Origin of the sequence: Pseudomonas sp. (assembly GCF_030150285.1) — a bacterium.
Taxonomy (GTDB): domain Bacteria; phylum Pseudomonadota; class Gammaproteobacteria; order Pseudomonadales; family Pseudomonadaceae; genus Aquipseudomonas.
On sequence record NZ_JASLGE010000027.1, the window covers coordinates 153,408 to 178,658 of the forward strand.

Consider the following 25,251-nt stretch of genomic DNA (forward strand, 5'->3'; position numbering starts at 1 on the left):
CGCTGATAGCGCGCGAGCACGGTGGCAGCGCACTATCAACGGCACGGTTGGGCGTGATGGGACTAGTTGGCTTTTATCCAGGCTTGATCCCAGTGCGTGGCCACGCCGGGTTCATACCCTGCTTCCTTACACCACGCGGTGAACGGCCAAGGTTTGCACTCAAAGTTAGCGCCTTTGTTGCTGACCTTATCGCCCGCTTTGTAATCCGTGCCTGCCTTGTACGCCGGGTAGCTATCACCACCGCCAGAGCCGAAGTCGACGTTAAGGGTCACTTGCGTGCCATTACCCTTTTTGTTCGCGTCCACAACACCGAGGTTCACGACATAGGGGTAGCCTTTGTCTTCGGTCGGAGCCGTGTAGGTGACGCTTGGGGTGGTGACGATTTCACCTTTGCCACCGCTTGTGGTGAAGTTGTTGAACCACTGATAGGTCAGTGGTGCCTTGCCCGTCGACCCGGTGGAAGTGAGGGTGAATTTCTCACCGGCCTTGACGGAGGTAGAGCCTGCGATTACGGCTTTGACCGGCTGGCCTGGGTCAGGGTTGCCACCGCTGGAGATCGACATGGCGGTGGAGTCTTTTTCGTTGGCCAGGTAAATCAGGTTGTCGTGGATTTTGCCAGCATCGAACGCAATGCTATCTCCGGAGCGCACGCCCACCTTGATGATATTGGCGCTGGAAGCGAGCTGATCCGCCAATTGCTTGCCCCATACCGAGGGTGCGACGTTACTGGCTGTAATTGGAACTTTAATGTCCACGACTTCGTTGGCCGAAGGGGCATGGCCCAGTACACGGAAACGCACGGTGTCGCCGTCCTTGGGTGTGATGTCAGCAGGCACAAAGGTGCCTTTGTCGAACCATGGGAACGGGTTGGTCTGGCCTTCAATGTTGATGTCGCTGCAGTTGTAGAAGCCTTCACCAGCCGGGTCTATACGTTGCCAATGGGTGTACAGCACCGCATTGCCTGTTTGGCCGTTGGGTACCGGAACGTCGAATTGGAAAAACCCCGAAGCGCCCGGAATGGTGGAAGGGGAGCTCCAGTCGGTTCGCGCGACGTTGAATTCCTCTTCATGAATCAACGTCAGATCGCTCCATTTCAGCGACTCGGCATTGGTGTACCCAGGCTTGGTGATGTACACCTTGACGAAACTGGGCACGTGAGGGGCCGTACCAATAAGGCGCATGGCGATTTTGCCGTTTTTAGGCACCACGGATGTTTTGTACCAAGACTGGCTGGCAACATCGAGGCCCGCCTTTTTCGGGTCACCTGCGGAGCACAAGCTACCATCGGGCACTGCGGCCTGAACTTGGTCCTGGTCGTTATAACCGGGTGCCGCGATCAACTTGGCCACTTCGTTCCACTGGTCCATTTGGTAGGCACGCTCGGCCGGCGTATTAAACTTCAGCGCCGCCGCTCGACAACCAGCATCGGCAATGCCCGAGCCATCTTCTGCGCTCCAGTATCCCCCCACCACTTTGCACTTCACTTGCCGTGCAATGGGTATATCCACCGCGCCATGGGACCATGCAAACGTGGGTGCCAAAAACATGGCTGCCAAGGCACACCCGATAAGCGGCCGCGCGTTAACCTGTAATGTCTTCATTGTTTAGTCCGTTTCAAGTTGGATAAAACATTTCAGATCGCGAAATACGATCGAAATACTAACCGCTCACGTAGTCCTTGAACTTAATCACCTGTGTTTGATGTGTTGCACTTTAGAGAGGGCTACTCTGCCCGGGCGAGTACAGAAAAAGCCACCCTTGATAACTGCTTTGCCCGATAAACGTTTCATTGTATTTTCGAAAGTTCCCCTGTTTTAACGGTTGGCCTTTGGCTTGGCTGAAAACACCCATAATGGTTTCACCGGGCCCTTCAATAACACCCCATTCCCGTGTGGGGTCCATTGGGTCTTTATATAATCGCCTTAAATACCGTTTCGTCACCGGCTGGCGTTTATCCAATAACAGCTCTTCCAATGTTTTTGGATAAGTATTTTGCACGTCGTAATACAGGCCAATCGCACGACGTATTTCATTACCCTGGGCCAACAGTTGTGCTTCACGCTCGCGGCGCATCACACTGGACCACACCAGCCCGGTTTCCATCAGCACAATGGCCACAATCGCCACTGAGACCAGCATGCCCATAAAGATCGAGCCTTGCTGGCGCGCCTTGCCGGACCCAGGCGGCCTACCACGCACTGTAATCCGTTCCGTCGGCCGCCTTGCCGGCTGCACCACTGCTGACATCGCCAATCCCGTCGTCTTCGTCGCTGTGAAACTTCCAGGTGTCGCGCTTACCGGTAATCGGGTCCATGGGCACGTCGCGCAAATACCGGCCCGACACCAACTCATCGAGCGAGGCAGGGTTGGCACCCTTGTCTTCGCGGTAGTGGTCCAGTGCCTGGCGAATAGACACCAGGTTGTGGCGCAAGACGGTTTCTTGCGCCTTGCTGTGCTGGCGAAAGTACTGCGGCACCACCAACGTCATGAGCGTGGCAATAATCGCCATGACGACCAGCAATTCAATCAAGGTAAACCCCCGCGCCGCCGCGGCTTTACCACTGGTTGTAAGCCGTTCCATTTAAACCTTCTTGCGTGCTGCGTGATGACACATCAAAGACGTCCTCGCCTTCAGACGGGTTGTCGGCCGTGCTGCTGTAACTGCGAAGTTGCCAGGTATGCGCGGCCGATTGATCGGCGCAGTCGCACATCGGGTCACGCGGAATACGGCGCATAAAAAAAAGACGTTTACCCTTAAGGTCAGTTTTATCAACGGCTCCGTCGACCAGTGCCTCCAATGACGGTGGATACCCGCTACCGGTCAGGCTTTTTTCTATCTTTCCGTCATCCGAAGCCTGCTTGTAAGTGTCAATGGCAAAGCGTATATCGCGTAATGAGCGCTGCAGTTCCACTTCCTTTTCGCGTTTACCCATCAATACAGTGAGGGGGTAGGCCACCGTTGCCAAAGTTGCCAATAAGGCTAGCGCCAATAACAGTTCAATCAGCGTAAAGCCAGGTGCGGCATAACGATTGAACGGTTCACGCATTACAGGGTGCTCTCAGTGTTGTAAACGGTCGCAGTCAAGTTGCCCTTTACTAGAATATAGAGCGTTTTCGGCGTCTGTGAATAACCACGGTGTTTATTTTAAAATGCACGGCAGTGGCATGAAACTGCACTCAGTCATTTGAAGTTGCGCAGTCCGTTGATTAAATTCGCGCGAATATAAATGTTCTTTTTTGAATAAGTTTAATAGGGGCTCATCCGGTTTTTTGGTTTTAGAAGTGTTTAGGGTCATTCCAAAATGATTTAAGCCAGCAGCGGAACCTTGGCGCGTGTGTTCAATCTCACGCGCCAGCGTCAACAGACCTGAAGGATGGGTTGTTAACAGTTACCCCCAATCGCTGTGTGTGCAGCTGTGGATAAGCTGTCGACCACCCGCTACAGGGCACGTTCTACGTGGCTTTGAGTGATGCGATCAAAAAACGATCAGTCTTGTTGGGCCCCTGTCTGGAAACGTCTGAGGGGGCTCGGGTGTTTATTACCCACAATGGCTGTGAGTGAAGGTGTGGATAAGATGTTCGCGATTGCCTGTAGAGCCCATCGTCAAAGGCGTGTAGAGAACCGATCATAAAACGATCAATTCATCTGAATACCTGCCAAGAGCAGCGCCAAAGCCTTGTGGTATTTGGCTTTTGCCGTTTTTCCACAGGCGTGTAAACGTTTCGCACAATTGCTGTTGGTGGTTATGTGGATAAGGTGTTCGTGATCGTCTGCAGGCCACGGTTTATATAGCTTGCAAGGGTTTGTACAAATAATGATCAGGTGAGGTCAGCAGGAGCAATCGCACAGTTCCCCACAATTACTGTGTGTGTGCCTGTGGACAAGTTGTTCGTGAAGGTCTGAGGGGCTTTAAGCACGGGGGGTGTAGCGCTGTGGTCAAAAAATGATCAAGGGTGTTTCATCCACAGGCCAACGGCTGCTCGCTACATGTCGGCGCATCACAGCCAAACGTGGGCAGCATAAGCACCCACACCCCCTCTCTCATTGAGAGAGGGGGCCTCTGGCGTTATTGCGCAACAATGCCCTTGAGGTACGCCGCAGGTGCGGCCCCAAGGTTGTTCAGCAGCCGTTCGCTGTACCAGTCCACGAAATTGACCACGCCAAACTCGTAAGTTTTGGAGTACGGGCCCGGTTGGTACGCGATGGAGTTAATGCCGCGCTGGTTTTCTTCCGCCAGGCGACGGTCTTGGTTGTTGGTGGCGTCCCACACTTGGCGCATACGCTCCACGTCATAGTCCACCCCTTCAACCGCGTCCTTGTGCACCAGCCATTTGGTGGTGACGATGGTTTCCTGCGGGCCGATGGGCCACACGGTAAACACGATGATGTGGTCACCCATGCAGTGGTTCCAGGAATGCGGCAGGTGCAGGATACGCATAGAGCCCAAGTCCGGGTTTTTAATGCGCCCCATGAGTTTTGCACAGCCTTGCTTGCCGTCCAGGGTCATCGACACGGTGCCCTTGAGCAGGGGCATGCGCACGATACGGTTGCGCAGGCCGAAGCTGGCGTGGGCATAAGGGATTTTTTCTTCGTCCCAGGCCGCCGCCGACGCGGCCACATGGTCCTTGAACGCCTGGTCGGCGCGCGGGTCGGTGACGTCATCCCATTCCAGCAGGGTTTTCAACAATTCCGGGTGTGAACCGCCGCAGTGGTAGCACTCACGGTTGTTCTCAAGGACCAGTTTCCAGTTGGCCTTTTCCACCAGGGTGGTTTGAATCGCCACCTTGGTGTTTTCCATGTCGTAGGGTTCCATGTAGTGGTTGAGCGTGGACAGGAACTCGTCGATGGCCGGCGGGTTCTCGGCCAGGCTGATAAAGATGTAGCCCCCGGCCGTTTTCACGTTCACCGGCTTGAGGCCGTATTGCTTCATGTCAAAGTCCGCGCCCATCTCCGTGCCAGCAAACAGCAGGCGCCCGTCCAGCTCATAGGTCCACTGGTGGTAATGGCAGACCAGCTTGGCGACCTTGCCCTTTTCCGTGGTGCACAGCCGCGAACCCCGGTGGCGGCACACGTTATGGAAGGCATGCACCTGACCTTCTGCACCGCGAATCACGATGATCGGGTTTTTGCCGATTTGCAGGGTGATGAAGTTGCCTTTGGTGGGAATTTCGCAGGTCATGCCCGCGATCAACCATTCCTTCTGGAAGATCTCTTGCATGTCGATTTCAAACAGGCGCTCGTCGTTATAAAACGGCTGGGGCAGCGAAAACGTGCGTTCGCGGTTTTGCAGCATTTCAGCGGTGGCCTTGCGTGCGGGTTCCAGTGGATCGCCCAGGCTCAGAGTAGAAGTGATGTCCATTATCGGTGTCCTCATGGCCATCGTGTGTGGCCTAAAAGTGGCTAACAAGGGTATTGCGCAAGGCCATTCAACAGTGTGTTGAGTGGTGTGGAGTGTGCGTTCGAAGTGCAGACATGCCATATCTGCGGGCGACATGGCCCAATCTGTTCCCGACTCCCTAGCCCGTGTTTTAAGCGGCTGGTCGCGATAAGTATGTGAATGTCGCGAATAGATAAATGGCCGCCTCGGCGCATGCGCAGAATCGCCACCATGAGGCCGGCAGTCGGCCGTGGAGAAGCGCATGTCCAATACCTTTCTGAATCCGGTAACCACCCAGACCTGGGCCAATGGCCGACATACCGTGCGATGCGTCAAAGTGATTCAGGAAACCTGGGACGTGCGTACTTTCTGCTTTATGGCAGACCAGCCCATTCTGTTCTTTTTCAAGCCGGGCCAATTTGTGACCCTGGAGCTGGAAATCGACGGCGACCCAGTGATGCGTTCGTACACCATTTCCAGTTCACCGTCGGTGCCGTACAGCTTTTCGGTCACCATTAAACGGGTACCGGGTGGGCGGGTGTCCAATTGGTTGCACGACACCTTGCACGAAGGCCAGGAGTTGGCCGTGCACGGGCCGGTGGGCTTGTTCAATGCCATCGACGCGCCGAGCCCCAAAGTGTTGTACCTCAGCGGCGGGGTGGGCATTACCCCGGTGATGTCGATGGCGCGCTGGTTTTACGACACCAACGCGAATGTCGACATGGTGTTTATCCACAGCGCGCGCTCCCCCAAAGACATCATTTATCACCGCGAGCTGGAGCACATGGCTTCGCGCATTGATAACTTCAACTTGCACCTGATTTGCGAGAAGCACGGGTTGGGCGAGCCGTGGGCGGGGTATCGCGGGTACTTGAACCACAAGATGCTCGAATTGATGGCCCCTGACTTTATGGAGCGCGAAGTGTTCTGCTGCGGGCCCACCCCGTATATGAATGCGGTCAAGCGCCTGCTGGAAAGCAATGGCTTTGATATGAGCCGTTATCACGAAGAGTCGTTTGGTGCGACGCCGCCCGAAGCGCGCGCCGATGCGGTGGAACAGGCCGAACAGGCGGCGGATGCGCCGGAACTCGAACTGGCGGACCTCAACCAGGTGGAGTTCATCTCTTCGGGCAAGAGCATTCGCGTGGGGCCGAGCGAAACCGTGCATGCGGCGGCCGCGAAATTGGGATTGATGATCCCCAAAGCCTGCGGCATGGGCATTTGCGGGACCTGCAAAGTGCTGAAACTGGGGGGCGAAGTCGAGATGGAACACAACGGCGGCATCACCGACGACGATGTTGCCGAGGGCTACATCCTGTCGTGCTGCAGCGTGCCGAAGGGCGATGTGAGAATAGAATTCTAAACACCGTAGGAACGAGCTTGCTGGTGATTTTTGATCTTTAAAAGATCGCGAGCAAGCTCGCTCCTACAAAATTGTTCCAACACTTCGAAGCGCCTGTAGGAACGAGCTTGCTCGTGATCTTTTGATCTTTTAAAAACGCGCTCCTGCACGGTGAGCAGGGTTGAGGGAACAAAGGTTGCAAACCGCAGTCTTTAGGGTTCCTAAAGTCAGGTCGCCGCTAGCTTAGCGGCCGACTTTTCTTTATCGTACGCGCCCTCTGAAACTGCTTGAGACCACCCCCATGATTGAGTCATCCCTTAGCAAGCTGGAACAACTGGTCAGCGACCTGGTTCAGCAAAAGCAAGAACTGCTGGACACCAACGGTCAACTGAGCGCTGAGCTGGCCCAGGCCAAAGACGAAAACGAAAGCCTGCAACTGTCCCTGATGGAACAGGAAGAGAAGCAAGGTGCAACCGCTGCGCGTATTCAGGCGCTGGTTGAACGCGCGAGCCCTGTCGGCGCATGAGTATGGGCAGAGACGGTGTAAACGTCGTCTCGATTCTGGGCAACGACTACACGATCAAGGCACCGGAAGGGGAGCAACAAACCCTGATGGCCGCTACGGTCATGCTGAAGGCAGCCCTGGCCGAAACGAAAAGAAAGTACCCGAGCTTGATCGGTGACAAGTTGTTGGTGCTGGCCGCGTTGAATCTGTGTTCGCAGCAGGTTGAACTGCAACTGGCCCACAAACAGGAACTCGACCGTTATCAAGAGCAAGTCAGCGCCACGGTCGATGTGATTGAGCGAACCCTCGGGCAAAGCTGAGCAATCACACCACGCGGAGCGAGCGTGCTCGCGATCTTTTAAACGTTCAAAAGATCGCGAGCAAGCTCGCTCCTACGGCTGATTGGGTTTTACGCCGCCATCACTTCCCGTATGTCCGCGGCCAATTCGCGCACGCGGTCTTCTTCGGTGTCCCACGAGCACATGAACCGTGCCCCGCCCTTGCCGATAAAGGTGTAGAACCGCCAGCCCCGGGCCGTCAGTGCCTCTACGGCGGGCTCCGAGAGTTGCAGGAATACGCCGTTGGCTTCCACCGGGAACATCAGCTCAACGCCCGGAATATCGCTGACCAACTGGCTCAGCAATTGAGCACAATGGTTGGCATGGCGCGAGTGTTTGAGCCACGCGTCGTTTTCCAGCAGGCCTACCCACGGGGCTGACAAAAAGCGCATCTTCGACGCCAGTTGCCCGGCCTGTTTGCAGCGGTAGTCAAAGTCCACGGCCAGGTCGTGGTCGAAGAACAGAATTGCTTCGCCGACCGCCATGCCATTTTTGGTTCCGCCAAAGCACAGCACATCCACCCCGGCTTTCCAGCTCAGTTCGGCCGGCGAGCAGCCCAGGAAGGCGCAGGCATTGGAAAACCGCGCGCCGTCCATGTGCAGCAGCAAGCCGAGTTCTTTGCAGGTGGCGCTGATGGCACGGATTTCTTCAGGCGTGTACACGGTGCCCACTTCGGTGGCCTGGGTGATGGTGACCACGCGGGGTTTGGGGTAGTGAATGTCTTTACGCTTGAGGGCGATTTCCCGGATGGACTCAGGGGTGATCTTGCCGTTTTCAGTGCGAGCCAGCAGCAGCTTGGAGCCGTTGGAGAAAAATTCCGGCGCACCGCATTCGTCGGTCTCGACGTGGGCCGTTTCGGAGCAGATCACGCTGTGGAAGCTTTGGCACAGCGATGACAGGGCCAGGGAGTTGGCGGCGGTGCCGTTGAAGGCGAAGTACACCTCGCAGTCGGTTTCGAACAGATGGCGGAAGTCGTTTGACGCACGCAGCGTCCACTCGTCATCGCCGTAAGAGCGTTGATGGCCGTGGTTGGCTTTTTCCATGGCAGACCAGACTTCGGGGCAGATACCGGAGTAGTTGTCGCTGGCGAATTGTTGGCTCTTATCAGTCATTTCCCGGTTCCGTGATCGAAGGGTGAGGTGCACTTTATCCAAGAAATTGGCGGGTGCACAGGTATCGGTTTGTACCCATGATTAACCCGGCTTCGATTGGACATGCTGAAGGCTGTTTTCAACTGCGAGTAGTCGTCTGTCAAGTTATCTAAACTCCAGAAAAACGCCTTCAACTACTATCCAAGTGAAGGAGATGAAAAACATCATTATATTGATGAACAGAAGGCGTTTTAGCCGAGGAGGGAAATTTTTAAGATCGGTAGGGTCTAGCTCGCCGATGCGCAGTGATGCCCATGGCATCAGCACCATGCTAGCGATTTTTGATATCTCCAAGAGGGACCAAAACACCCCTCGTTTCCCTAGGTACGTGCCCCAAATATAAATATAACGGCTGTTCTTCAAGGCCTCTTTTATAGCGTCCATGTAACGGTGGCTCAGGTACAGACTGAATGCAATCCCCACATATGCAAGCAGAATTGGGGCCCCCGTATAGATGATCGCAATCCAGGGAGACCAAGTGTCGATACCGGTCATGGCTGTGTAATTTCGTAAACGATATAACCACTCATCTTCATATACTTGGTAGCACGACGGGTTGCTTCCACATGGGTGGCATAACCCGAGGGCTGGCCCGGTGCATCAGCCTTGCGCCAGTGGTGCGCCAAGCTACGGCTGGAAATGCCGAGGGCTGTTTTCAATGCGCAGGAGATGTCTGTCAAGTTATCTAAACTCCAGAACCACTGCTACAACTGCCATCCAAGTGAAGGAGATGTACAACATCGTTATATTGATGACCAGAAGTCGTTTTAGACGAGGAGGGAAATTTTTAAGATCGTTAGGGTCTAGCTCGCCGATGCGCAGTGATGCCCATGGCCACGTCACCATGCCTGTGATTTTTGCTATCTCCAAGAGGGACCAAATCACCCCCCGTTTCCCTAAGTACGGGCCCCAAATATAAATATAACGGCTGTTCTTCAAGGCCTCTTTTATAGCGTCCATGTAACGGTGGCTTAGGTACAGACTGAATACAATCCCCACAAATCCAATCAGAATTGGGGTGCCCGTAAAGATGATCGCAATCCAGGGAGACCAAGTGTCGATACTGGTCATGGCTGTGTAGTTTCGTAAACGATATAACCACTCATCTTCATATAATTGGTAGCACGACGGGTTGCTTCCACATGGGTGGCATAACCCGAGGGCTGGCCCGGTGCATCAGCCTTGCGCCAGTGGTGCGCCAAGCTACGGCTGGAAATGCCGAGGGCTGTTTTCAATGCGAAGGAGTTGTCTGTCAAGTTATCTAAACTCCAGAGCCAATGCTACAACTGCCATCCAAGTGAAGGAGATGTACAACATCGTTATATTGATGACCAGAAGTCGTTTTAGACGAGGAGGGAAATTTTTAAGATCGTTAGGGTCTAGCATCGCCGATGCGCAATGATGCCCATGGCCACGTCAACATGCCTGTGATTTTTGCTATCTCCAAGAGGGACCAAATCATCCCCCGTTTCCCTAAGAACGGGCCCCAAATATAAATATAACGGCTGTTCTTCAAGGCCTCTTTTATAGCTTCCATGTAACGGTGGCTCAGGTACAGGCTGAATACAATCCCCACAAATCCAATCAGAATTGGGGTGGTGACAATCCCAAAAGCCAGCCAAGACTTCCAGAACTCTTCTGTTGTCATGGCAAAGTTCTCTCGTACAAAATATTTCCACCTATTTCACCCCCCATACCTCCGATAGTCGTACCCGCCCATGCGCCGGTACCTACCAAGGCTGCGACACAGACAACACCGCCGATACCTGTAGAGACCCCGAGCGCCACGCAGATAAAACCGCCGGCATTACTGGCTAACAATCCGCTTGCGATACCACCAACAGTGGACCCGGCGAACTTGCCTCCCTCTGTAAATTTGACCTTCTCACAAGCCGCCCCGGAGTCGCCGTTACACACCTGCTCAATAGCCAGCAATGAGGACACGCCGCCAATACCAATGCCGATATACCCACCTGCCTTCATGTACTTGGTAGCACGACTGGTTGCCTCCACATGGGTGGCATAACCCGGGATCTGGCCCGGCGCTCCGGCCTTGCCCCAGTGGTGCACCAAGCTACGGCTGGAAATGCCGAGGGCTGCTTTCAACTTGGGGTGATCGCCCAAGGTTGTGAGGCCACGCAGGCGGGTGGAGTTCAACAGGTGCGCATCCAGCTGCCCGAGCAGGCGCTTGCGACCGTCGAAGAACTGCGGCGATTTAAGGTGGCCGTGTTGGCGATAGCTCTCCTGATGCAGGCGCTCCATGGCTTGAAGGGTGTCGCGTAATCCACTCAAGTGCGTTTCCATCACCACTGAGCTGACGCCAAGCCAGGTTGAGGTATGGCCGGTAAAACTGGCGATTTCACCCGCGTGGCGCTGTACAAAATCAGCCTCCTGCGGCGTGAGGGGATCAAGGGACTTCTTGACGTGTTGAGCGGCCGCCATCAGTTGTGCTTCTTCACGGGTGCATTGCGTGTTATTCGGGTCGCTCAGTACGATCATCGTACCGGCTTTAACCTCCGCCAGATGAGGGTTGAGCGCTCGAAACTTGCTCATGACGGCCGAATCACGCAGGGGGAAAAGTGTGGCCTCCAGCGCTTCACGGGTCATGCTCTTGGGGACCACATAAAAGCCAGGTTCCTGGCCCTCCAGGCGGTTGAATGCCGCTGGAGCTGGATGGCTCGAAGGCGCGAAACTCGATTGACGCGGCGCTACCGAGGGGGTGGTTACCGTTGAGGTGGCCGTTTGAGCCGTTCTTGAGGCCGCTGGCGGTGCCGACTTTTCGTTCTGATAGGTGGCGGTAAACACCGAGGGGATCAATTGGGCCTTGCAGGGGCAACCGCTGAAGCTGTCCAGCGTGCCGGCCATAAGCCTGCCATGGCTTTCCATGTGCGAAATGCCGCCGACGATCCGATAAGTTTTTCCGTCCTTGCCACAAGACACCAGATCCCCTGCGCAAGCATGCAGAAGGCCAAAGATGTTGATTCTTGGATCACCCTCCAACACTTTGCCGCCGCAGGTGGTTTTGTCACCCAAGCCAATGAAATAACCCTCAGGCATTGATTTTTACTCCCCCTCATTGGGTCGAAGCCAGGCTGTTTGCGACGGTAAATTGGCCGTCAGTTTCGACTTCCCCCGCCGTAATGGGGCTGGCTGCCGTCGGCGGCCACTCGGTAAATAGCGATTAGCCAAGTGCGTCTGCCGATGGCAATACGCGAAAGGGTGTAATCCGCAGGCACTACCTTGGAACGGCGGATATCTGCAGTAAATAGGAAATTTCCTAAAGATTTGATGAATCAGCTGTGGGCTATCACCGTGTGATTGGAGTGCAGCCCACGGCAGCGGCGATAGGGAATTGCTTTTGCGTGATGTCGTAAACGCACCTTTGCGTGGCGTCCATAGGCATCTGAGGTGCCATCGCCGGCTCTACCATCTGGCTCAAAGGGCAATCGCCCCATCAAGAACAAAAGGCGCGCCAGCGCTGGGAGAACCGCAATGTTCAGCAAACAGGATCAGCTCAAGGGTTACGACGACGCCTTGTTGGCCGCCATGAACGCCGAAGACCAGCGTCAGGAGGATCATATCGAGCTGATCGCCTCCGAGAACTACACCAGCCAGCGTGTGATGGAAGCTCAGGGCAGCGGCCTGACCAACAAGTATGCGGAAGGTTACCCCGGCAAGCGGTACTACGGCGGCTGTGAACATGTCGATAAAGTTGAGCAACTGGCGATTGACCGCGCCAAGCAACTGTTCGGTGCCGATTACGCCAACGTGCAGCCGCACTCCGGTTCTTCGGCCAACAGTGCGGTCTACCTGGCCCTGCTGAACCCGGGTGACACGATTCTCGGCATGAGCCTGGCCCACGGCGGCCACCTGACCCACGGCGCGAAAGTGTCGTCTTCGGGCAAGCTGTATAACGCGGTGCAGTACGGTATCAACACCGACACCGGCTTGATCGACTACGACGAAGTGGAGCGTTTGGCGGTCGAGTGCCAGCCGAAAATGATCGTGGCCGGTTTCTCCGCCTACTCCAAGACCCTCGATTTCCCGCGCTTCCGGCAGATCGCTGACAAGGTCGGTGCCCTGCTGTTCGTGGACATGGCCCACGTGGCCGGCCTGGTCGCCGCCGGTTTGTACCCCAACCCGCTGCCCTATGCCGACGTGGTCACCACCACCACCCACAAAACCCTGCGCGGCCCCCGTGGCGGCCTGATCCTGGCCAAGGCCAACGATGACATCGAGAAAAAGCTCAACTCGGCTGTTTTCCCGGGTGCTCAGGGCGGCCCGTTGATGCATGTGATTGCAGGCAAGGCGGTGTGCTTCAAGGAAGCGCTGGAGCCGGGCTTCAAGGCTTATCAGCAACAAGTGATCGATAACGCCCAAGCCATGGCCGGGGTGTTTATCGAGCGCGGGTATGACGTGATTTCTGGCGGCACCGATAACCACCTGTTCCTGGTCAGCCTGATTCGTCAGGGCCTCACCGGCAAAGACGCCGACGCGGCACTGGGCCGTGCCCACATCACGGTGAATAAAAACGCGGTGCCCAACGACCCGCAATCGCCGTTCGTGACCTCGGGCCTGCGTATCGGCACCCCGGCGGTGACCACGCGCGGGTTCAAAGTGGCGCAATGCACCCAATTGGCAGGCTGGATCTGCGACATCCTCGACCACCTCGGCGACCCCGATATCGAAGCGGATGTGGCCAAGCAAGTGACCTCGCTGTGCAAAGACTTCCCGGTTTATCGCTGAGCGCGTTTTTGGAGTAGATCCTATGCAACGGTACTCAGGCTTCGGCCTCTTCAAGCACTCCCTCAGCCACCACGAAAACTGGCAGAAGATGTGGCGCACGCCCACCCCGAAAAAAGTCTACGACGTGGTGATCGTCGGCGGCGGCGGGCATGGCCTGGCGACGGCGTACTACCTGGCCAAGGAACACGGCATCACCAATGTGGCGGTGATCGAAAAGGGCTGGCTGGGCGGCGGCAACACGGCGCGTAACACCACCATCGTGCGCTCGAACTACCTGTGGGATGAGTCGGCGCACCTGTATGAACACGCCATGAAACTGTGGGAGGGCCTGTCCCAAGACCTCAACTACAACGTCATGTTCTCGCAGCGCGGCGTCTACAACCTGTGCCACACCTTGCAGGACATGCGTGATTCGGAGCGTCGGGTCAGCGCCAACCGCCTCAATGGCGTGGACGGCGAACTGCTCAATGGCAAACAAGTGGCCGAGGAGATCCCGTACCTGGACTGCTCCGCGAACACCCGTTACCCGATCATTGGTGCCACCGTTCAACGGCGCGGCGGCGTGGCCCGTCACGATGCCGTGGCGTGGGGCTTTGCCCGCGCCGCCGATGCCTTGGGCGTGGACTTGATCCAGCAGACCGAAGTGCTGGGTTTCCGTAAGGAAAACGGCGTGTGCATCGGCGTTGAAACCAGCAAGGGCTTTATCGGTGCCAAGCGCGTCGGTGTGGTCACCGCCGGTAACTCCGGGCACATGGCGCGTCAGGCGGGGTTCCGTTTGCCCGTCGAATCGCACCCGCTGCAAGCACTGGTGTCGGAGCCGATCAAACCGATCATCGACAGCGTGATCATGTCCAACGCCGTGCACGGTTATATCAGCCAGTCCGACAAGGGCGACCTGGTGATCGGTGCCGGGATCGACGGCTGGGTCGGCTATGGCCAACGCGGCTCGTACCCGGTGATCGAACACACCATTCAGGCCATTGTGGAAATGTTCCCGGTGCTGTCGCGTGTGCGCATGAACCGCCAATGGGGCGGCATCGTCGACACCACGCCCGACGCTTGCCCGATCATTTCCAAAACGCCGGTGCCCAATCTGTTCTTCAACTGCGGCTGGGGCACGGGCGGGTTCAAGGCCACGCCGGGCTCGGGCAACGTGTTTGCGGCCAGCTTGGCCAAAGGCGAAATGCACCCGCTGGCGGCACCGTTTTCCATTGACCGGTTCTATAACGGTGCCCTGATCGACGAACACGGCGCTGCCGCTGTCGCTCACTAACAGGAGAGTCCTCCATGTTGCATATCTTCTGTCCTCATTGCGGCGAGTTGCGCTCCGAAGAAGAATTCCACGCCAGCGGCCAGGCCCATATCCCGCGCCCGCTCGACCCCAACACGTGCACGGATGCCGAGTGGGGCGATTACATGTTCTTTCGCGACAACCCCCGTGGCCTGCACCACGAGTTGTGGAACCACGTCGCCGGGTGCCGCCAGTTCTTCAACGCCACGCGCAACACCGTGACTTACGAGATTCTTGAAACTTACCTCATCGGCACCCAGCCACAGTTTACTGAACAGGCTGCGCCCCTGACCGCCACCCCCCCCCGCAAGCAGGGAGAAAAGGTATGAGCCAGTCCCATCGCTTGCCGAACGGCGGCCGTGTCAATCGCAGCAAAGTGCTGACCTTTACGTTCAACGGCCAGCAGTACAAAGGCTACGAAGGCGACAGCCTGGCAGCAGCCTTGCTGGCCAACGGTGTCGACGTGATTGGCCGCAGCTTTAAGTACTCCCGGCCGCGGGGCATTTATGCCGCCGGTGCCGAAGAGCCCAACGCGGTGCTGCAGATCGGGGCTACCGAAGCCACGCAAATCCCCAACGTGCGCGCCACGCAACAAGCGCTGTACCAAGGCCTGGTCGCCACCAGCACCAACGGCTGGCCCAACGTGAACAATGACGTGATGGGCATTCTGGGCAAGGTTGGCGGTAAGTTGATGCCGCCGGGGTTCTACTACAAAACCTTTATGTACCCGCAGTCGTTCTGGATGACGTACGAGAAGTACATCCGCAAGGCCGCTGGGCTTGGCCGTTCACCCACGCAGAACGACCCCGATACGTACGACTACATGAATCACCACTGCGACGTGCTGATCGTTGGCGCAGGCCCGGCGGGCCTGGCGGCAGCATTGGCGGCGGCGCGCAGCGGTGCGCGGGTGATCGTGGCCGATGAGCAGGAAGAGTTCGGTGGCAGCCTGCTGGACAGTCGCGAAAACCTCGATGACAAGCCGGCGATGGAGTGGGTGGCCAAGGTGGTCGCGGAACTCAAGGCGTTACCCAACGTGCTGTTGCTGCCACGGGCGACGGTGAACGGTTATCACGATCACAATTTCCTGACCATTCACGAGCGGCTCACCGATCACCTGGGCGACCGCGCGCCGATAGGCCACGTTCGCCAGCGTCTGCACCGGGTACGCGCCAAGCGCGTGGTGCTGGCCACCGGGGCCTGTGAACGGCCGCTGGTGTACGGCAACAACGACGTGCCGGGCAATATGCTGGCGGGTGCGGTGTCGACCTACGTGCGTCGCTATGGCGTGGCACCGGGTAAAAAACTGCTGCTGAGCACCAACAACGATCACGCCTACCGCGTGGCGCTGGATTGGCTCGACGCCGGCCAGCAGGTAGTGGCTGTGGCCGATGCCCGTCATAACCCACGCGGTGCGCTGGTGGAGGCCGCGCGGGCCAAAGGTATTCGCATCCTCACCGGCAGCGCGGTCGTTGAGGCGCGTGGCAGCAAACACGTCACCGGTGCCCGCGTAGCGGCCATTGATATCAAGCAGCACGCCGTCACCAGCCCTGGTGAATGGCTGGACTGTGACCTGGTGGCCACCTCGGGCGGTTACAGCCCGGTGGTTCACCTGGCCTCGCACTTGGGCGGCAAGCCGACCTGGCGCGAAGATATTCTGGGCTTCGTGCCCGGCGAGGCCCCGCAAAAACGCGTGTGTGTCGGTGGCATCAACGGTGTTTATCCACTGGGTGACAGCCTGGCCGATGGCTTTGAAGGCGGCGTGCGCGCGGCCAGTGAAGCGGGTTTCAAACCGGTGGAAGGCGTACTGCCGAAAACCGCGCATTACGTCGAAGAGCCGACCCTGGCGCTGTTCCACGTGCCCCACGAAAAAGGCACGGCGCGGGCCCCCAAGCAATTTGTCGACCTGCAAAACGACGTCACCGCCGCCGCCATCGAACTGGCCACCCGCGAGGGCTTTGAGTCGGTCGAACACGTCAAGCGTTACACCGCGCTGGGGTTTGGTACCGATCAGGGCAAGCTGGGCAACGTCAACGGGCTGGCCATTGCGGCGCGCTCGCTGAACGTGACCATCCCGCAAATGGGCACCACCATGTTCCGCCCCAACTACACGCCGGTGACATTTGGCGCGATTGCGGGCCGTCATTGCGGGCATATTTTCGAGCCGGTGCGTTACACCGCGCTGCAAGCCTGGCATGTGAAACAGGGTGCCGAGTTTGAAGACGTCGGCCAATGGAAACGCCCGTGGTACTTCCCGCGCAACGGTGAAGACCTGCACGCGGCGGTGAAGCGTGAGTGCAAGGCGGTGCGTGACAGCGTGGGTATTCTGGATGCGTCCACCTTGGGCAAAATTGACATTCAAGGCCCGGATGCCCGTGAGTTCCTCAACCGCGTGTACACCAACGCCTGGACCAAGCTCGACGTGGGCAAGGCTCGCTACGGCCTGATGTGCAAGGAAGACGGCATGGTCTTCGACGACGGTGTGACGGCGTGCCTGGCCGACAACCATTTCGTAATGACCACCACCACTGGCGGCGCCGCCCGTGTGCTGCAATGGCTGGAGCTGTACCAACAGACCGAGTGGCCTGAGTTGAAGGTGTACTTCACGTCCGTCACTGACCACTACGCCACGCTGACCTTGAGTGGCCCCAACAGCCGCAAGCTGCTGAGCGAAGTGACCGACATTGACCTGGACCGCGATGCGTTCCCGTTCATGACTTGGAAAGAAGGCCTGGTGGCCGGCGTGCCGGCACGGGTGTTCCGTATTTCGTTTACCGGCGAGCTGTCGTATGAGGTGAACATCCAGGCCGACTACGCCATGGGCGTACTGGAAAAAATCGTCGAGGCGGGCAAGGCTTACAACCTGACCCCGTATGGCACCGAGACCATGCACGTGTTGCGGGCCGAGAAGGGCTTCATCATCGTCGGTCAGGACACCGACGGCTCCATGACCCCCGACGACCTGAACATGGGCTGGTGCGTGGGCCGCACCAAACCATTCTCCTGGATCGGCTGGCGTGGCATGAACCGTGAAGACTGCGTGCGTGATCAGCGCAAGCAACTGGTGGGCCTCAAGCCGGTCGACCCGACGAAATGGCTGCCGGAAGGCGCGCAACTGGTGTTCGATGCCAAACAGGCCATTCCGATGACGATGGTCGGCCATGTGACGTCCAGCTATGCCCATAACTCCCTCGGCTATTCGTTTGCGATGGGTGTGGTCAAGGGCGGGCTGAAACGCATGGGCGAGCGGGTCTTTTCACCCCAGGCGGATGGCAGCGTGATCGAGGCTGAAATCGTGTCTTCGGTGTTCTTCGACCCCAAAGGCGACCGGCAAAATATTTGATGGTTACGCTGTAGGTGTGAGCGTGCTCGCGATCGTTTAAACATCAACAGATCGCGAGCAAGCTCGCTCCTACAGGTTTGCGGCCCATCACACTAATACGAACGGGTGAACCCATGACCACAGCCAACGTTTACCAACAACGCCCCGATTCGGGCGCGAAAGCCGAATCATCGCTGCACCAGGCCAACCTGGCGGGGCTGGTCGGCAAAGGCCGAAAAAGCCCTGGCGTGACCGTGCGCGAGAAAAAACTGCTGGGCCATTTAACCCTGCGCGGTGACGCCAAGGACCCCGCCTTCACCGAAGGCGTGCACAAGGCGCTGGGCCTGGAATTGCCCGTGGCCTTGAGCCTGGTGGCCAAGGGCGATTCCTCGCTGCAATGGATGGGGCCAGACGAATGGCTGCTGATCGTTCCTGGCGGCCAGGAGTATGCCGTGGAACAAGCCCTGCGGGCGGCATTGGCGGGGCTGCATATTGCCGTGGTGAATGTCAGTGGTGGCCAGCAATTGCTGGAGTTGAGCGGCCCCAAGGTGCGTGATGTGCTGATGAAGTCCACCAGCTACGACGTGCACCCCGATAACTTCCCGGTGGGTAAAGCGGTGGGCACGGTGTTCGCCAAATCCCAACTGGTTATCCGCCACACCGGCGAAGACACCTGGGAACTGCTGATTCGCCGCAGCTTCTCGGACTATTGGTGGCTATGGTTGCAGGATGCGGCGGCAGAATATGGGCTGAATGTTGAGGCCTAACGTCAACCCTGTGTAGGCGCGAGCACGCTCGCTCCTACAGGCGGTATATAACAAGGAATTTCACCATGAGCCGCGCCCCTGACACCTGGATCCTCACCGCCGATTGCCCGAGCATGCTGGGCACGGTGGACGCGGTGACGCGCTATCTGTTCGAGCACCGTTGCTATGTCACCGAACACCATTCGTTCGATGACCAGCGCTCCGGGCGCTTTTTTATTCGTGTCGAGTTCCGTCAATCCGAAGGTTTCGATGAGCGCCAGTTCCGCGAAGGCCTCGCTGAGCGTGGCCAGGCCTTTGGCATGACCTTCGAGCTGACGCCGCCGCACCATCGGCCCAAAGTGCTGATCATGGTGTCCAAGGCCGACCACTGCCTCAATGATTTGCTGTATCGCCAGCGCATCGGCCAATTGGCCATGGATGTGGTGGCCGTGGTGTCCAACCACCCGGACCTGGAGCCGCTGGCGCAATGGCACGGCATCCCCTACCACTACTTCGCCCTGGACCCGGCCAATAAGGCCGCGCAAGAAGCCAAGGTGTGGCAGGTGATTGAAGACACCGGTGCCGAGTTGGTGATTCTCGCGCGCTACATGCAAGTGCTGTCGCCTGAACTGTGCCGCAAGCTCGACGGCAAGGCGATCAATATTCACCACTCGCTGTTGCCCGGTTTCAAGGGGGCCAAGCCCTATCACCAGGCCTACGAAAAGGGCGTGAAGTTGGTCGGTGCCACCGCGCACTACATCAATAACGACCTGGACGAAGGCCCGATCATCGCCCAAGGCGTTGAGGTGGTGGACCACAGCCATTACCCCGAAGACTTGATTGCCAAGGGCCGCGACATCGAAGCCCAGACGTTGGCCCGTGGCGTGGGCTATCACATCGAGCGGCGCGTTTTCCTAAATGGAGGTCGTACGGTGGTGCTGTGAGCGCAGCGGCAAGCTCTAAGCTGCAAGCAGTAAGTTCTAAGCGGCAAGCGGCAAGTAAAAGCAGATCGGCTTGAGGCTTCAAGCTTGTCGCTGCCCCACTCCAACAACAAGAAAGGTGAATACGATGGCTGACAATCGCGGTGTGGTGTACCTGGGCAATGGCCAGGTTGAAGTGCAGAGCATTCCTTTCCCGAAAATGCAAAACCCCCAGGGCAAGCCGATTCATCACGGCGTGATTCTGCGGGTGGTGTCGACCAACATCTGCGGTTCCGACCAGCACATGGTGCGCGGTCGTACCACGGCGCAAACCGGGCTGGTGCTGGGCCACGAAATCACCGGCGAGGTGATTGAGGCCGGGCGCGATGTGGAACACCTGAAAGTCGGTGATCTGGTATCCGTGCCGTTCAACGTGGCGTGCGGGCGTTGCCGCAGCTGTAAGGAACAAAACACCGGCGTGTGCCTGACCGTCAACCCGGCCCGTCCCGGCGGCGCGTATGGCTATGTGGACATGGGCGACTGGATTGGCGGCCAGGCAGAATATGTGTTGGTGCCGTATGCCGATTTCAACCTGCTCAAACTGCCAAACCGTGACGCGGCCATGGAGAAAATCCGCGACCTGACCTGCCTCTCCGACATCCTGCCGACCGGTTATCACGGCGCTGTGACGGCTGGCGTTGGCCCCGGCAGTTCGGTGTACATCGCCGGCGCGGGCCCGGTGGGCCTGGCGGCTGCCGCGTCAGCGCGTTTGTTGGGTGCCGCGGTGGTGATTGTCGGTGACGTGAACCCGGTTCGCTTGGCCCATGCCAAGGCCCAAGGGTTTGAAATTGCCGACCTGTCCAAAGACACGCCCCTGCACGAACAAATTGCTGAACTGCTGGGCGAGCCCGAGGTGGATTGCGCGGTCGATGCGGTAGGCTTCGAAGCCCGTGGCCACGGCCATGACGGCGTCAAGCACGAAGCGCCGGCGACGGTGCTCAACTCGCTGATGGGCGTGGTGCGCGTGGCCGGCAAAATCGGTATTCCGGGCCTGTACGTGACCGAAGACCCGGGTGCAGTGGACGCTGCTGCGAAACAGGGCAGCCTGAGCATTCGCTTTGGCTTGGGTTGGGCCAAGTCCCACAGCTTCCACACCGGCCAGACGCCGGTGATGAAGTACAACCGCCAATTGATGCAAGCGATCATGTGGGACCGCATCAAAATCGCCGACATCGTGGGGGTTGAAGTCATCAGCCTGGATGACGCCCCGCGCGGTTACGGTGAATTCGATGCCGGTGTGCCGAAGAAATTCGTGATCGACCCGCACCGCCTGTTCAGCAAGGCCTGACACGCAACGTTTCAGGACAGACGCAGGGCCTGTGGTGCACAGGCTTCTGCGTCGCCCGCATGGGCTCCCCCTCTCAATTCCATTAAGCTGCCCAGCGGTATGATCCGATAGTGGCATTTGGGAACATCTGCCTGGAATATCGGTCAAATCCACAGTTTTGCTGCTCCGTTGGCGAGCAGTTTTTTGGTTTTCAGAGGTTGATAGCATGAAGAAGTTAAGCGGCGTGGCACTGGCAACATTGATGACCGTGGCCGCCAGCCCGGTGTTTGCAGGGTTCAGCCTGAGCGACGTGGCTAACGTGGCGGCGCAAGTGCAGGGTGGCAATGGCAATGGCGCGACCACCGACAAGTCCATGCAAGCGGTGCAAATGCTGAGCAAGGTCAACGAGCTGGGCGTCAAACCTGAACAGGCCGCTGGCGGCGTGGGGGCGATGTTGAGCCTGGCGAAAAACCAGCTTACCTCCAGCGACTACTCCGAACTCACCCAGCAAGTGCCGGGCATCAACAAACTGGCCGGTGCCGGTGCGCTGGGCCAACTGAGCCAGTTGGGCGGCTTGCTGGGCAAGTCCAGCGGCGTTTCTGAAACCGCCACCAGCGCAGTCAGCAACGTGGCCAACACCAGCCAGTTGAACGCCGCGTTCACCGCCCTGGGCATGCAGGACGGCATGATTGCCCAGTTCGCGCCGCTGCTGCTGGACTACTTCAAGGACCAGAACGTCAGCACGTCGCTGCTGAGCAAACTGAGCAGCGCCTGGGGCGTTTAAAGGTTAACCGCGCTCGGCACGCAAGGTGCTGATGCGCTGATCTTTCGTGATCCAGAGCTGGTTGATCCAGCTCTGGACATGTTCACGGAACACCGGGTCGTTTTCGTAATCGCCCTGCCACAACGCCGGATTCAGTTCGCGGGTCTGTATATCGACAATCACCTTGGGCACTTGCCCGCTGATCAACTGCCAGAACCCCGGAAGGGTGGCCTGCGGGTACACCACCGTGACGTCCAGCACGGCATCCAGTTGTTCGCCCATCGCCGCCAATACAAACGCCACGCCGCCTGCTTTGGGCTTGAGCAAATCAGTGTAGGGCGAGCGCTGCTGGGCATGCTTGGCCGGTGTGAAGCGTGTGCCTTCAAGGTAATTGACCACGGTGACGGGCTGGCGCTTGAACAGTTCGCAGGCGGCCCGGGTGATTTTCAGGTCTTCGCCCTTGAGGTGCGGGTGCTTGGCCAGAAAGGCTTTGGAGTAGCGTTTCATAAAGGGGTAATCGAGCGCCCACCAGGCCAGGCCCAGAAAGGGCACCCAAATCAGCTCTTTCTTCAGGAAGAATTTGAAAAACGGTGTTCGCCGGTTCAACCCCTGCATCAGCGCCGGAATATCGACCCACGACTGATGGTTGCTGATCACCAGGTACGACGTAGTGCGGCTCAGGCCTTCGGCCCCGCGAATATCCCATTGCGTGGGCAGGCACAGCGCAAAAATACGTTTGTCGATCTCGGACCAGGTTTCAGCGATCCACCTCACGGCGGCCGAACTCACATCGCGCAAACGCCCCGGTGACAGTAATTTGAGCACGGCGAACAGCATCAGCGGGCCAAACAGGACCAGGGTGTTACACAGCAACAGGACGGTAACCAAACAGCCGGTGAGCAGGCGGCGCATAAGCAACTCTTGAACGGTAAAGGGCTGGCTATGATAAGCAGAGCGCCGTGTAACGCCAAATATGCGGCCATGACGCGGGTTTCACATGCGCTGTGTCAGGCTGCGCTCACGCTTAATGAACCCCACGCGATTACCGAGTCTAACGCTCACTCTTTAAGGAAATTTTCGCCATGAAGTCTGTTCTCGCCTTGTTAGCCGTATTGGCGCTGCCCGTGATGGCCGCCGAGCCGACCCTGTACGGGCGTTACGAGTACATCAAGTTGCCGGAAATCGGTGAAACGCTCAAAGCCAAGATGGACACGGGGGCTTTGACGGCCTCGTTGTCGGCCAAAAACATCGAGACCTTCACCCGTGATGGCGATGAGTGGGTGCGTTTCCAGCTTGCCACGCCGGACGCGAGCAGCAAGGTGTACGAACACAAAGTGTCGCGCATCAGCAAAATCAAAAGCCGCGCCGATGAAGACGATGAAAAGGACGCGCCTGAAAGCGCCCGCCGCCCGGTGGTCGACCTGGAAATGTGCCTGGGGGGGATCAAACGCACGGTAGAGGTCAACCTCACCGACCGCAGCAGCTTCAACTACCCGCTGCTGATCGGTGCCACGGCTTTGCGCGAGTTCGGCGCGGCGGTGAACCCGGCACGTCGCTACACGGCAGACAAGCCGGGCTGCTGACCCTCTGCGCGCTGTCGTGCAGCAATCCTGTCCATTGCTGCGGGCACGGCCATTGAAGGTTCCGGCCTTACGCCGTGCCACTCGGTGCCTCGGCATGCCCTGTAGGAGCGAGCTTGCTCGCGATCTTTTGATCTTTAAAAGCTCAATGACGCCGCGCTGTCGCGCAGCAATCCTATCCATTGCTGCGGTCACGGCCACTGAAGGTTGCGGCGTCCTGCCGGGTTACCCACTGCGCAAAACCGGTGTGAGGCCAGCGTGGTTTAAGGGGGCCCTTGGATCAAAAGCCAGATCAAAAGATCACGAGCAAGCTCGTTCCTACAGGTCTTGCTTCGTGGTCCCGCTGCGTAAAACCGGCGCGAGACCCGCGTGGCTCAAGGGGGTAGCCTCTCACGCGTAGGAGCAGCCGGTCGACGCTCGATTGCTCGCGATCTTTTGATTGTTTTAAAAGATCGCGAGCAGTTGGCTCCGACCGTCGCCAGGGTCGTTTTAGCGGCGTAGCAGCCCGCGCAGGCTGAGCCACACGGGTATGCCCAGGCCCACCCAGCTCAGGCTGTCCCAGGCTCCATCGCCCAGTAACGCGGCGAACAACCCCGCCGCGCTGAGCAGCCCGATGGCCAGCGGCAGGGTGAATACTTTCCAGAAACTCGACTGTCGCGGCTTCATTGTGCGCGCTCCCGGGCCGTGCGTCGGCGTACCCACCACAGGTACAGGCCGCTGCCGAGTACCACGAGGGTCAGCACGTCCAGCGCCGCCCACAGTATTTTCATCGGCATGCCGCCATAGTCGCCAAAGTGCAGCGGCTGCGACATGCCCATCGCGTCCATGTACCAGGGGCGCGACCCCACGGCCGTGACGTCGAGGGTGCTGGCGTCAATCAGTACGGGCGTGAGCAGGTGCGAGGTCAGGTGAGTGCCGCCTTTCATAAACACGGCGTAATGGTGTTCACTGGAAAACCGTGTGCCGGGGAACGCGATAAAGTCGGGCTGCATGCCCGGCGCGGCCTTGGCGGCGATCAACAGCAAGTCACTGGCCGGAGCCAGTCGGGTCAGGGGCGGCGCGTCACGGTAGGGCTCGATCATGGCCCCGAGGGTTTCGGTGCGCCATGCCGCGATGATCAGGTCGGCACAGGCGCTGATAACCCCTGTGACCCCCACCACCAGCGCCCACGTTAACGTGACCACCCCGATCAGGTTGTGCAGATCGAGCCAGCGCACGCGGGTGGCCTTGTCGGTGCGCACGGTTGCGAACCTGTGGCGGCGCATAAACGGCAGGTACAGCACCGTGCCGGAGATGATCGCCAGCACAAACAGCAACCCCATAAAGGCCAGCAGCAACTTGCCAGGCAACCCGGCGAACATGTCCACGTGCAGGCGTAGCAGCACCATCATCACCCCGCCATTGGCGGACGGCATTTCAATGGCTTCGCCGGTGCGCGCATCGAGCATAAAGGTGTGGGAAGAATTGGGCTCCGTGCCGGCGGTCGCCGCCATGATCGCGACCACGGCATTGGGCTCATCGTCTTCCCAGCCAAAGTACTGCATGACCTCGCCCGGGCGATGCGCCTCGGCGGCCTGAACCAGTTGTTGAAGGTCCAGGGTCGGCGTATTGGCAGGCATCGTCTTGACCTGGGGGGCATCCCCCAGCAAGTGATCGATCTCATGGTGAAAGATCAGCGGCAGCCCGGTCAGCGCCAACATCAGTAAAAAGGCCGTGCAAATCAGGCTGGTCCACGTATGGATCAAGGACCAGGCCCGTATGGTTTTGCTTTTCATGAACATCCCACATCAAAACGCTGTTCATCGGTAGACGCGAGCAAGCTCGCGCCTACGGCGGTGGTAT

Annotated in this window: 25 protein-coding genes and 1 pseudogene; 12 read left to right on the forward strand and 14 right to left on the reverse strand. The window is 58.2% G+C overall.

What is annotated here, in order from left to right:
* Positions 1–62: 62 nt before the first annotated feature.
* The 5 genes from Q1W15_RS05600 to gbcA all read right to left on the reverse strand — a co-directional run bounded on the left by Q1W15_RS05600 (position 63) and on the right by gbcA (position 5,360).
* On the reverse strand, positions 63–1,601 hold the full coding sequence (locus tag Q1W15_RS05600) for a lytic polysaccharide monooxygenase (protein WP_300724880.1): 1,539 nt from the start codon (positions 1,599–1,601) through the stop codon (positions 63–65).
* Positions 1,602–1,713: 112 nt separating this feature from the next.
* Positions 1,714–2,145, reverse strand: a complete 432-nt coding sequence (locus tag Q1W15_RS05605; protein ID WP_300724882.1) for a type II secretion system protein — start codon at positions 2,143–2,145, stop codon at positions 1,714–1,716.
* A 43-nt stretch (positions 2,146–2,188) separates the two neighbouring features.
* Positions 2,189–2,581 (reverse strand): type II secretion system protein, encoded by a 393-nt coding sequence (locus tag Q1W15_RS05610; protein ID WP_300724884.1) that lies wholly within the window; start codon positions 2,579–2,581, stop codon positions 2,189–2,191.
* Positions 2,556–3,047 (reverse strand): prepilin-type N-terminal cleavage/methylation domain-containing protein, encoded by a 492-nt coding sequence (locus Q1W15_RS05615; protein ID WP_300724886.1) that lies wholly within the window; start codon positions 3,045–3,047, stop codon positions 2,556–2,558. Before Q1W15_RS05615 ends, Q1W15_RS05610 begins: the two co-directional genes overlap by 26 nt.
* Positions 3,048–4,067: 1,020 nt before the next feature.
* Positions 4,068–5,360 (reverse strand): glycine-betaine demethylase subunit GbcA, encoded by a 1,293-nt coding sequence (gene gbcA / locus Q1W15_RS05620; protein ID WP_300724889.1) that lies wholly within the window; start codon positions 5,358–5,360, stop codon positions 4,068–4,070.
* Positions 5,361–5,640: 280 nt separating this feature from the next.
* Here gbcA and gbcB point away from each other — a divergent pair, with 280 nt between their 5' ends.
* The 3 genes from gbcB (at position 5,641) to Q1W15_RS05635 (ending at position 7,545) form a co-directional block, all read left to right on the forward strand.
* Positions 5,641–6,741, forward strand: a complete 1,101-nt coding sequence (gene gbcB / locus Q1W15_RS05625; protein WP_300724890.1) for a glycine-betaine demethylase subunit GbcB — start codon at positions 5,641–5,643, stop codon at positions 6,739–6,741.
* A gap of 280 nt (positions 6,742–7,021) precedes the next feature.
* Positions 7,022–7,246 (forward strand): hypothetical protein, encoded by a 225-nt coding sequence (locus Q1W15_RS05630; protein ID WP_300724891.1) that lies wholly within the window; start codon positions 7,022–7,024, stop codon positions 7,244–7,246.
* Entirely contained in the window at positions 7,243–7,545 is a 303-nt protein-coding gene (locus Q1W15_RS05635) for a cell division protein ZapA (RefSeq protein ID WP_300724893.1), read from the forward strand. Before Q1W15_RS05630 ends, Q1W15_RS05635 begins: the two co-directional genes overlap by 4 nt.
* A gap of 89 nt (positions 7,546–7,634) precedes the next feature.
* Here the strand turns inward: Q1W15_RS05635 and Q1W15_RS05640 are convergent, their stop codons facing one another.
* The 6 genes and pseudogenes from Q1W15_RS05640 to Q1W15_RS05670 all read right to left on the reverse strand — a co-directional run bounded on the left by Q1W15_RS05640 (position 7,635) and on the right by Q1W15_RS05670 (position 11,771).
* Positions 7,635–8,675: a low specificity L-threonine aldolase gene (locus Q1W15_RS05640; protein ID WP_300724895.1), complete on the reverse strand. Its 1,041-nt coding sequence runs from the start codon at positions 8,673–8,675 to the stop codon at positions 7,635–7,637.
* A gap of 144 nt (positions 8,676–8,819) precedes the next feature.
* Positions 8,820–9,209, reverse strand: a complete 390-nt coding sequence (locus Q1W15_RS05645; RefSeq protein ID WP_300724897.1) for a hypothetical protein — start codon at positions 9,207–9,209, stop codon at positions 8,820–8,822.
* A 20-nt stretch (positions 9,210–9,229) separates the two neighbouring features.
* Positions 9,230–9,373 (reverse strand): annotated as a pseudogene (locus Q1W15_RS05650) (PAAR domain-containing protein); the annotation flags it as partial.
* 22 nt (positions 9,374–9,395) lie between these two features.
* Positions 9,396–9,785 (reverse strand): hypothetical protein, encoded by a 390-nt coding sequence (locus Q1W15_RS05655; protein ID WP_300724899.1) that lies wholly within the window; start codon positions 9,783–9,785, stop codon positions 9,396–9,398.
* 301 nt (positions 9,786–10,086) lie between these two features.
* On the reverse strand, positions 10,087–10,362 hold the full coding sequence (locus tag Q1W15_RS05665) for a hypothetical protein (protein ID WP_300724901.1): 276 nt from the start codon (positions 10,360–10,362) through the stop codon (positions 10,087–10,089).
* Positions 10,359–11,771: a PAAR domain-containing protein gene (locus Q1W15_RS05670; protein WP_300724903.1), complete on the reverse strand. Its 1,413-nt coding sequence runs from the start codon at positions 11,769–11,771 to the stop codon at positions 10,359–10,361. The genes Q1W15_RS05665 and Q1W15_RS05670 overlap by 4 nt, the downstream gene beginning before the upstream one ends.
* Positions 11,772–12,206: 435 nt before the next feature.
* On the opposite strand from Q1W15_RS05670, the gene glyA reads away from it, so the two are divergent.
* The 8 genes from glyA (at position 12,207) to Q1W15_RS05710 (ending at position 21,850) form a co-directional block, all read left to right on the forward strand.
* Positions 12,207–13,460 carry a serine hydroxymethyltransferase gene (glyA, locus tag Q1W15_RS05675; RefSeq protein ID WP_300724905.1) on the forward strand — a complete coding sequence of 418 codons (1,254 nt, stop codon included), beginning with the start codon at positions 12,207–12,209 and terminating at the stop codon, positions 13,458–13,460.
* A gap of 22 nt (positions 13,461–13,482) precedes the next feature.
* Positions 13,483–14,733 (forward strand): sarcosine oxidase subunit beta family protein, encoded by a 1,251-nt coding sequence (locus Q1W15_RS05680; RefSeq protein WP_300724907.1) that lies wholly within the window; start codon positions 13,483–13,485, stop codon positions 14,731–14,733.
* A gap of 14 nt (positions 14,734–14,747) precedes the next feature.
* Positions 14,748–15,080 carry a sarcosine oxidase subunit delta gene (locus tag Q1W15_RS05685; protein WP_300724909.1) on the forward strand — a complete coding sequence of 111 codons (333 nt, stop codon included), beginning with the start codon at positions 14,748–14,750 and terminating at the stop codon, positions 15,078–15,080.
* Positions 15,077–18,094, forward strand: coding sequence for a sarcosine oxidase subunit alpha (locus Q1W15_RS05690; protein WP_300724911.1), 3,018 nt, complete (start codon positions 15,077–15,079; stop codon positions 18,092–18,094). The genes Q1W15_RS05685 and Q1W15_RS05690 overlap by 4 nt, the downstream gene beginning before the upstream one ends.
* A 113-nt stretch (positions 18,095–18,207) precedes the next feature.
* Positions 18,208–18,840, forward strand: a complete 633-nt coding sequence (locus Q1W15_RS05695; protein WP_300724913.1) for a sarcosine oxidase subunit gamma — start codon at positions 18,208–18,210, stop codon at positions 18,838–18,840.
* A 65-nt stretch (positions 18,841–18,905) separates the two neighbouring features.
* Positions 18,906–19,763 carry a formyltetrahydrofolate deformylase gene (gene purU / locus Q1W15_RS05700; protein ID WP_300724915.1) on the forward strand — a complete coding sequence of 286 codons (858 nt, stop codon included), beginning with the start codon at positions 18,906–18,908 and terminating at the stop codon, positions 19,761–19,763.
* 124 nt (positions 19,764–19,887) lie between these two features.
* On the forward strand, positions 19,888–21,087 hold the full coding sequence (gene fdhA / locus Q1W15_RS05705; protein ID WP_300724917.1) for a formaldehyde dehydrogenase, glutathione-independent: 1,200 nt from the start codon (positions 19,888–19,890) through the stop codon (positions 21,085–21,087).
* 205 nt (positions 21,088–21,292) lie between these two features.
* Positions 21,293–21,850 (forward strand): DUF2780 domain-containing protein, encoded by a 558-nt coding sequence (locus Q1W15_RS05710; RefSeq protein ID WP_300724919.1) that lies wholly within the window; start codon positions 21,293–21,295, stop codon positions 21,848–21,850.
* 3 nt (positions 21,851–21,853) lie between these two features.
* On the opposite strand, the gene Q1W15_RS05715 is transcribed toward Q1W15_RS05710, so the two are convergent.
* Positions 21,854–22,741: an acyltransferase gene (locus Q1W15_RS05715; RefSeq protein WP_300724921.1), complete on the reverse strand. Its 888-nt coding sequence runs from the start codon at positions 22,739–22,741 to the stop codon at positions 21,854–21,856.
* 170 nt (positions 22,742–22,911) lie between these two features.
* Here Q1W15_RS05715 and Q1W15_RS05720 point away from each other — a divergent pair, with 170 nt between their 5' ends.
* Positions 22,912–23,412 carry an ATP-dependent zinc protease gene (locus Q1W15_RS05720; protein WP_300724923.1) on the forward strand — a complete coding sequence of 167 codons (501 nt, stop codon included), beginning with the start codon at positions 22,912–22,914 and terminating at the stop codon, positions 23,410–23,412.
* Positions 23,413–23,898: 486 nt separating this feature from the next.
* Here Q1W15_RS05720 and Q1W15_RS05725 read toward each other — a convergent pair whose 3' ends face one another.
* Both Q1W15_RS05725 and Q1W15_RS05730 read right to left on the reverse strand, forming a co-directional pair.
* Positions 23,899–24,075: a hypothetical protein gene (locus Q1W15_RS05725; RefSeq protein ID WP_300724925.1), complete on the reverse strand. Its 177-nt coding sequence runs from the start codon at positions 24,073–24,075 to the stop codon at positions 23,899–23,901.
* Positions 24,072–25,184, reverse strand: coding sequence for a PepSY domain-containing protein (locus Q1W15_RS05730; protein ID WP_300724927.1), 1,113 nt, complete (start codon positions 25,182–25,184; stop codon positions 24,072–24,074). Before Q1W15_RS05730 ends, Q1W15_RS05725 begins: the two co-directional genes overlap by 4 nt.
* Between the last annotated feature and the right edge of the window lie 67 nt (positions 25,185–25,251).

Excerpts from the sequence above, each read along its gene's own strand:
- Q1W15_RS05600 (WP_300724880.1), bottom strand. The coding sequence starts at position 1,601 with ATGAAGACATTACAGGTTAACGCGCGGCCGCTTATCGGGTGTGCCTTG.
- Q1W15_RS05605 (WP_300724882.1), bottom strand. The coding sequence starts at position 2,145 with ATGGGCATGCTGGTCTCAGTGGCGATTGTGGCCATTGTGCTGATGGAA.
- Q1W15_RS05610 (WP_300724884.1), bottom strand. The coding sequence starts at position 2,581 with ATGGAACGGCTTACAACCAGTGGTAAAGCCGCGGCGGCGCGGGGGTTT.
- Q1W15_RS05615 (WP_300724886.1), bottom strand. The coding sequence starts at position 3,047 with ATGCGTGAACCGTTCAATCGTTATGCCGCACCTGGCTTTACGCTGATT.
- gbcA (WP_300724889.1), bottom strand. The coding sequence starts at position 5,360 with ATGGACATCACTTCTACTCTGAGCCTGGGCGATCCACTGGAACCCGCA.
- gbcB (WP_300724890.1), top strand. The coding sequence starts at position 5,641 with ATGTCCAATACCTTTCTGAATCCGGTAACCACCCAGACCTGGGCCAAT.
- Q1W15_RS05630 (WP_300724891.1), top strand. The coding sequence starts at position 7,022 with ATGATTGAGTCATCCCTTAGCAAGCTGGAACAACTGGTCAGCGACCTG.
- Q1W15_RS05635 (WP_300724893.1), top strand. The coding sequence starts at position 7,243 with ATGAGTATGGGCAGAGACGGTGTAAACGTCGTCTCGATTCTGGGCAAC.
- Q1W15_RS05640 (WP_300724895.1), bottom strand. The coding sequence starts at position 8,675 with ATGACTGATAAGAGCCAACAATTCGCCAGCGACAACTACTCCGGTATC.
- Q1W15_RS05645 (WP_300724897.1), bottom strand. The coding sequence starts at position 9,209 with ATGACCGGTATCGACACTTGGTCTCCCTGGATTGCGATCATCTATACG.
- Q1W15_RS05655 (WP_300724899.1), bottom strand. The coding sequence starts at position 9,785 with ATGACCAGTATCGACACTTGGTCTCCCTGGATTGCGATCATCTTTACG.
- Q1W15_RS05665 (WP_300724901.1), bottom strand. The coding sequence starts at position 10,362 with ATGACAACAGAAGAGTTCTGGAAGTCTTGGCTGGCTTTTGGGATTGTC.
- Q1W15_RS05670 (WP_300724903.1), bottom strand. The coding sequence starts at position 11,771 with ATGCCTGAGGGTTATTTCATTGGCTTGGGTGACAAAACCACCTGCGGC.
- glyA (WP_300724905.1), top strand. The coding sequence starts at position 12,207 with ATGTTCAGCAAACAGGATCAGCTCAAGGGTTACGACGACGCCTTGTTG.
- Q1W15_RS05680 (WP_300724907.1), top strand. The coding sequence starts at position 13,483 with ATGCAACGGTACTCAGGCTTCGGCCTCTTCAAGCACTCCCTCAGCCAC.
- Q1W15_RS05685 (WP_300724909.1), top strand. The coding sequence starts at position 14,748 with ATGTTGCATATCTTCTGTCCTCATTGCGGCGAGTTGCGCTCCGAAGAA.
- Q1W15_RS05690 (WP_300724911.1), top strand. The coding sequence starts at position 15,077 with ATGAGCCAGTCCCATCGCTTGCCGAACGGCGGCCGTGTCAATCGCAGC.
- Q1W15_RS05695 (WP_300724913.1), top strand. The coding sequence starts at position 18,208 with ATGACCACAGCCAACGTTTACCAACAACGCCCCGATTCGGGCGCGAAA.
- purU (WP_300724915.1), top strand. The coding sequence starts at position 18,906 with ATGAGCCGCGCCCCTGACACCTGGATCCTCACCGCCGATTGCCCGAGC.
- fdhA (WP_300724917.1), top strand. The coding sequence starts at position 19,888 with ATGGCTGACAATCGCGGTGTGGTGTACCTGGGCAATGGCCAGGTTGAA.
- Q1W15_RS05710 (WP_300724919.1), top strand. The coding sequence starts at position 21,293 with ATGAAGAAGTTAAGCGGCGTGGCACTGGCAACATTGATGACCGTGGCC.
- Q1W15_RS05715 (WP_300724921.1), bottom strand. The coding sequence starts at position 22,741 with ATGCGCCGCCTGCTCACCGGCTGTTTGGTTACCGTCCTGTTGCTGTGT.
- Q1W15_RS05720 (WP_300724923.1), top strand. The coding sequence starts at position 22,912 with ATGAAGTCTGTTCTCGCCTTGTTAGCCGTATTGGCGCTGCCCGTGATG.
- Q1W15_RS05725 (WP_300724925.1), bottom strand. The coding sequence starts at position 24,075 with ATGAAGCCGCGACAGTCGAGTTTCTGGAAAGTATTCACCCTGCCGCTG.
- Q1W15_RS05730 (WP_300724927.1), bottom strand. The coding sequence starts at position 25,184 with ATGAAAAGCAAAACCATACGGGCCTGGTCCTTGATCCATACGTGGACC.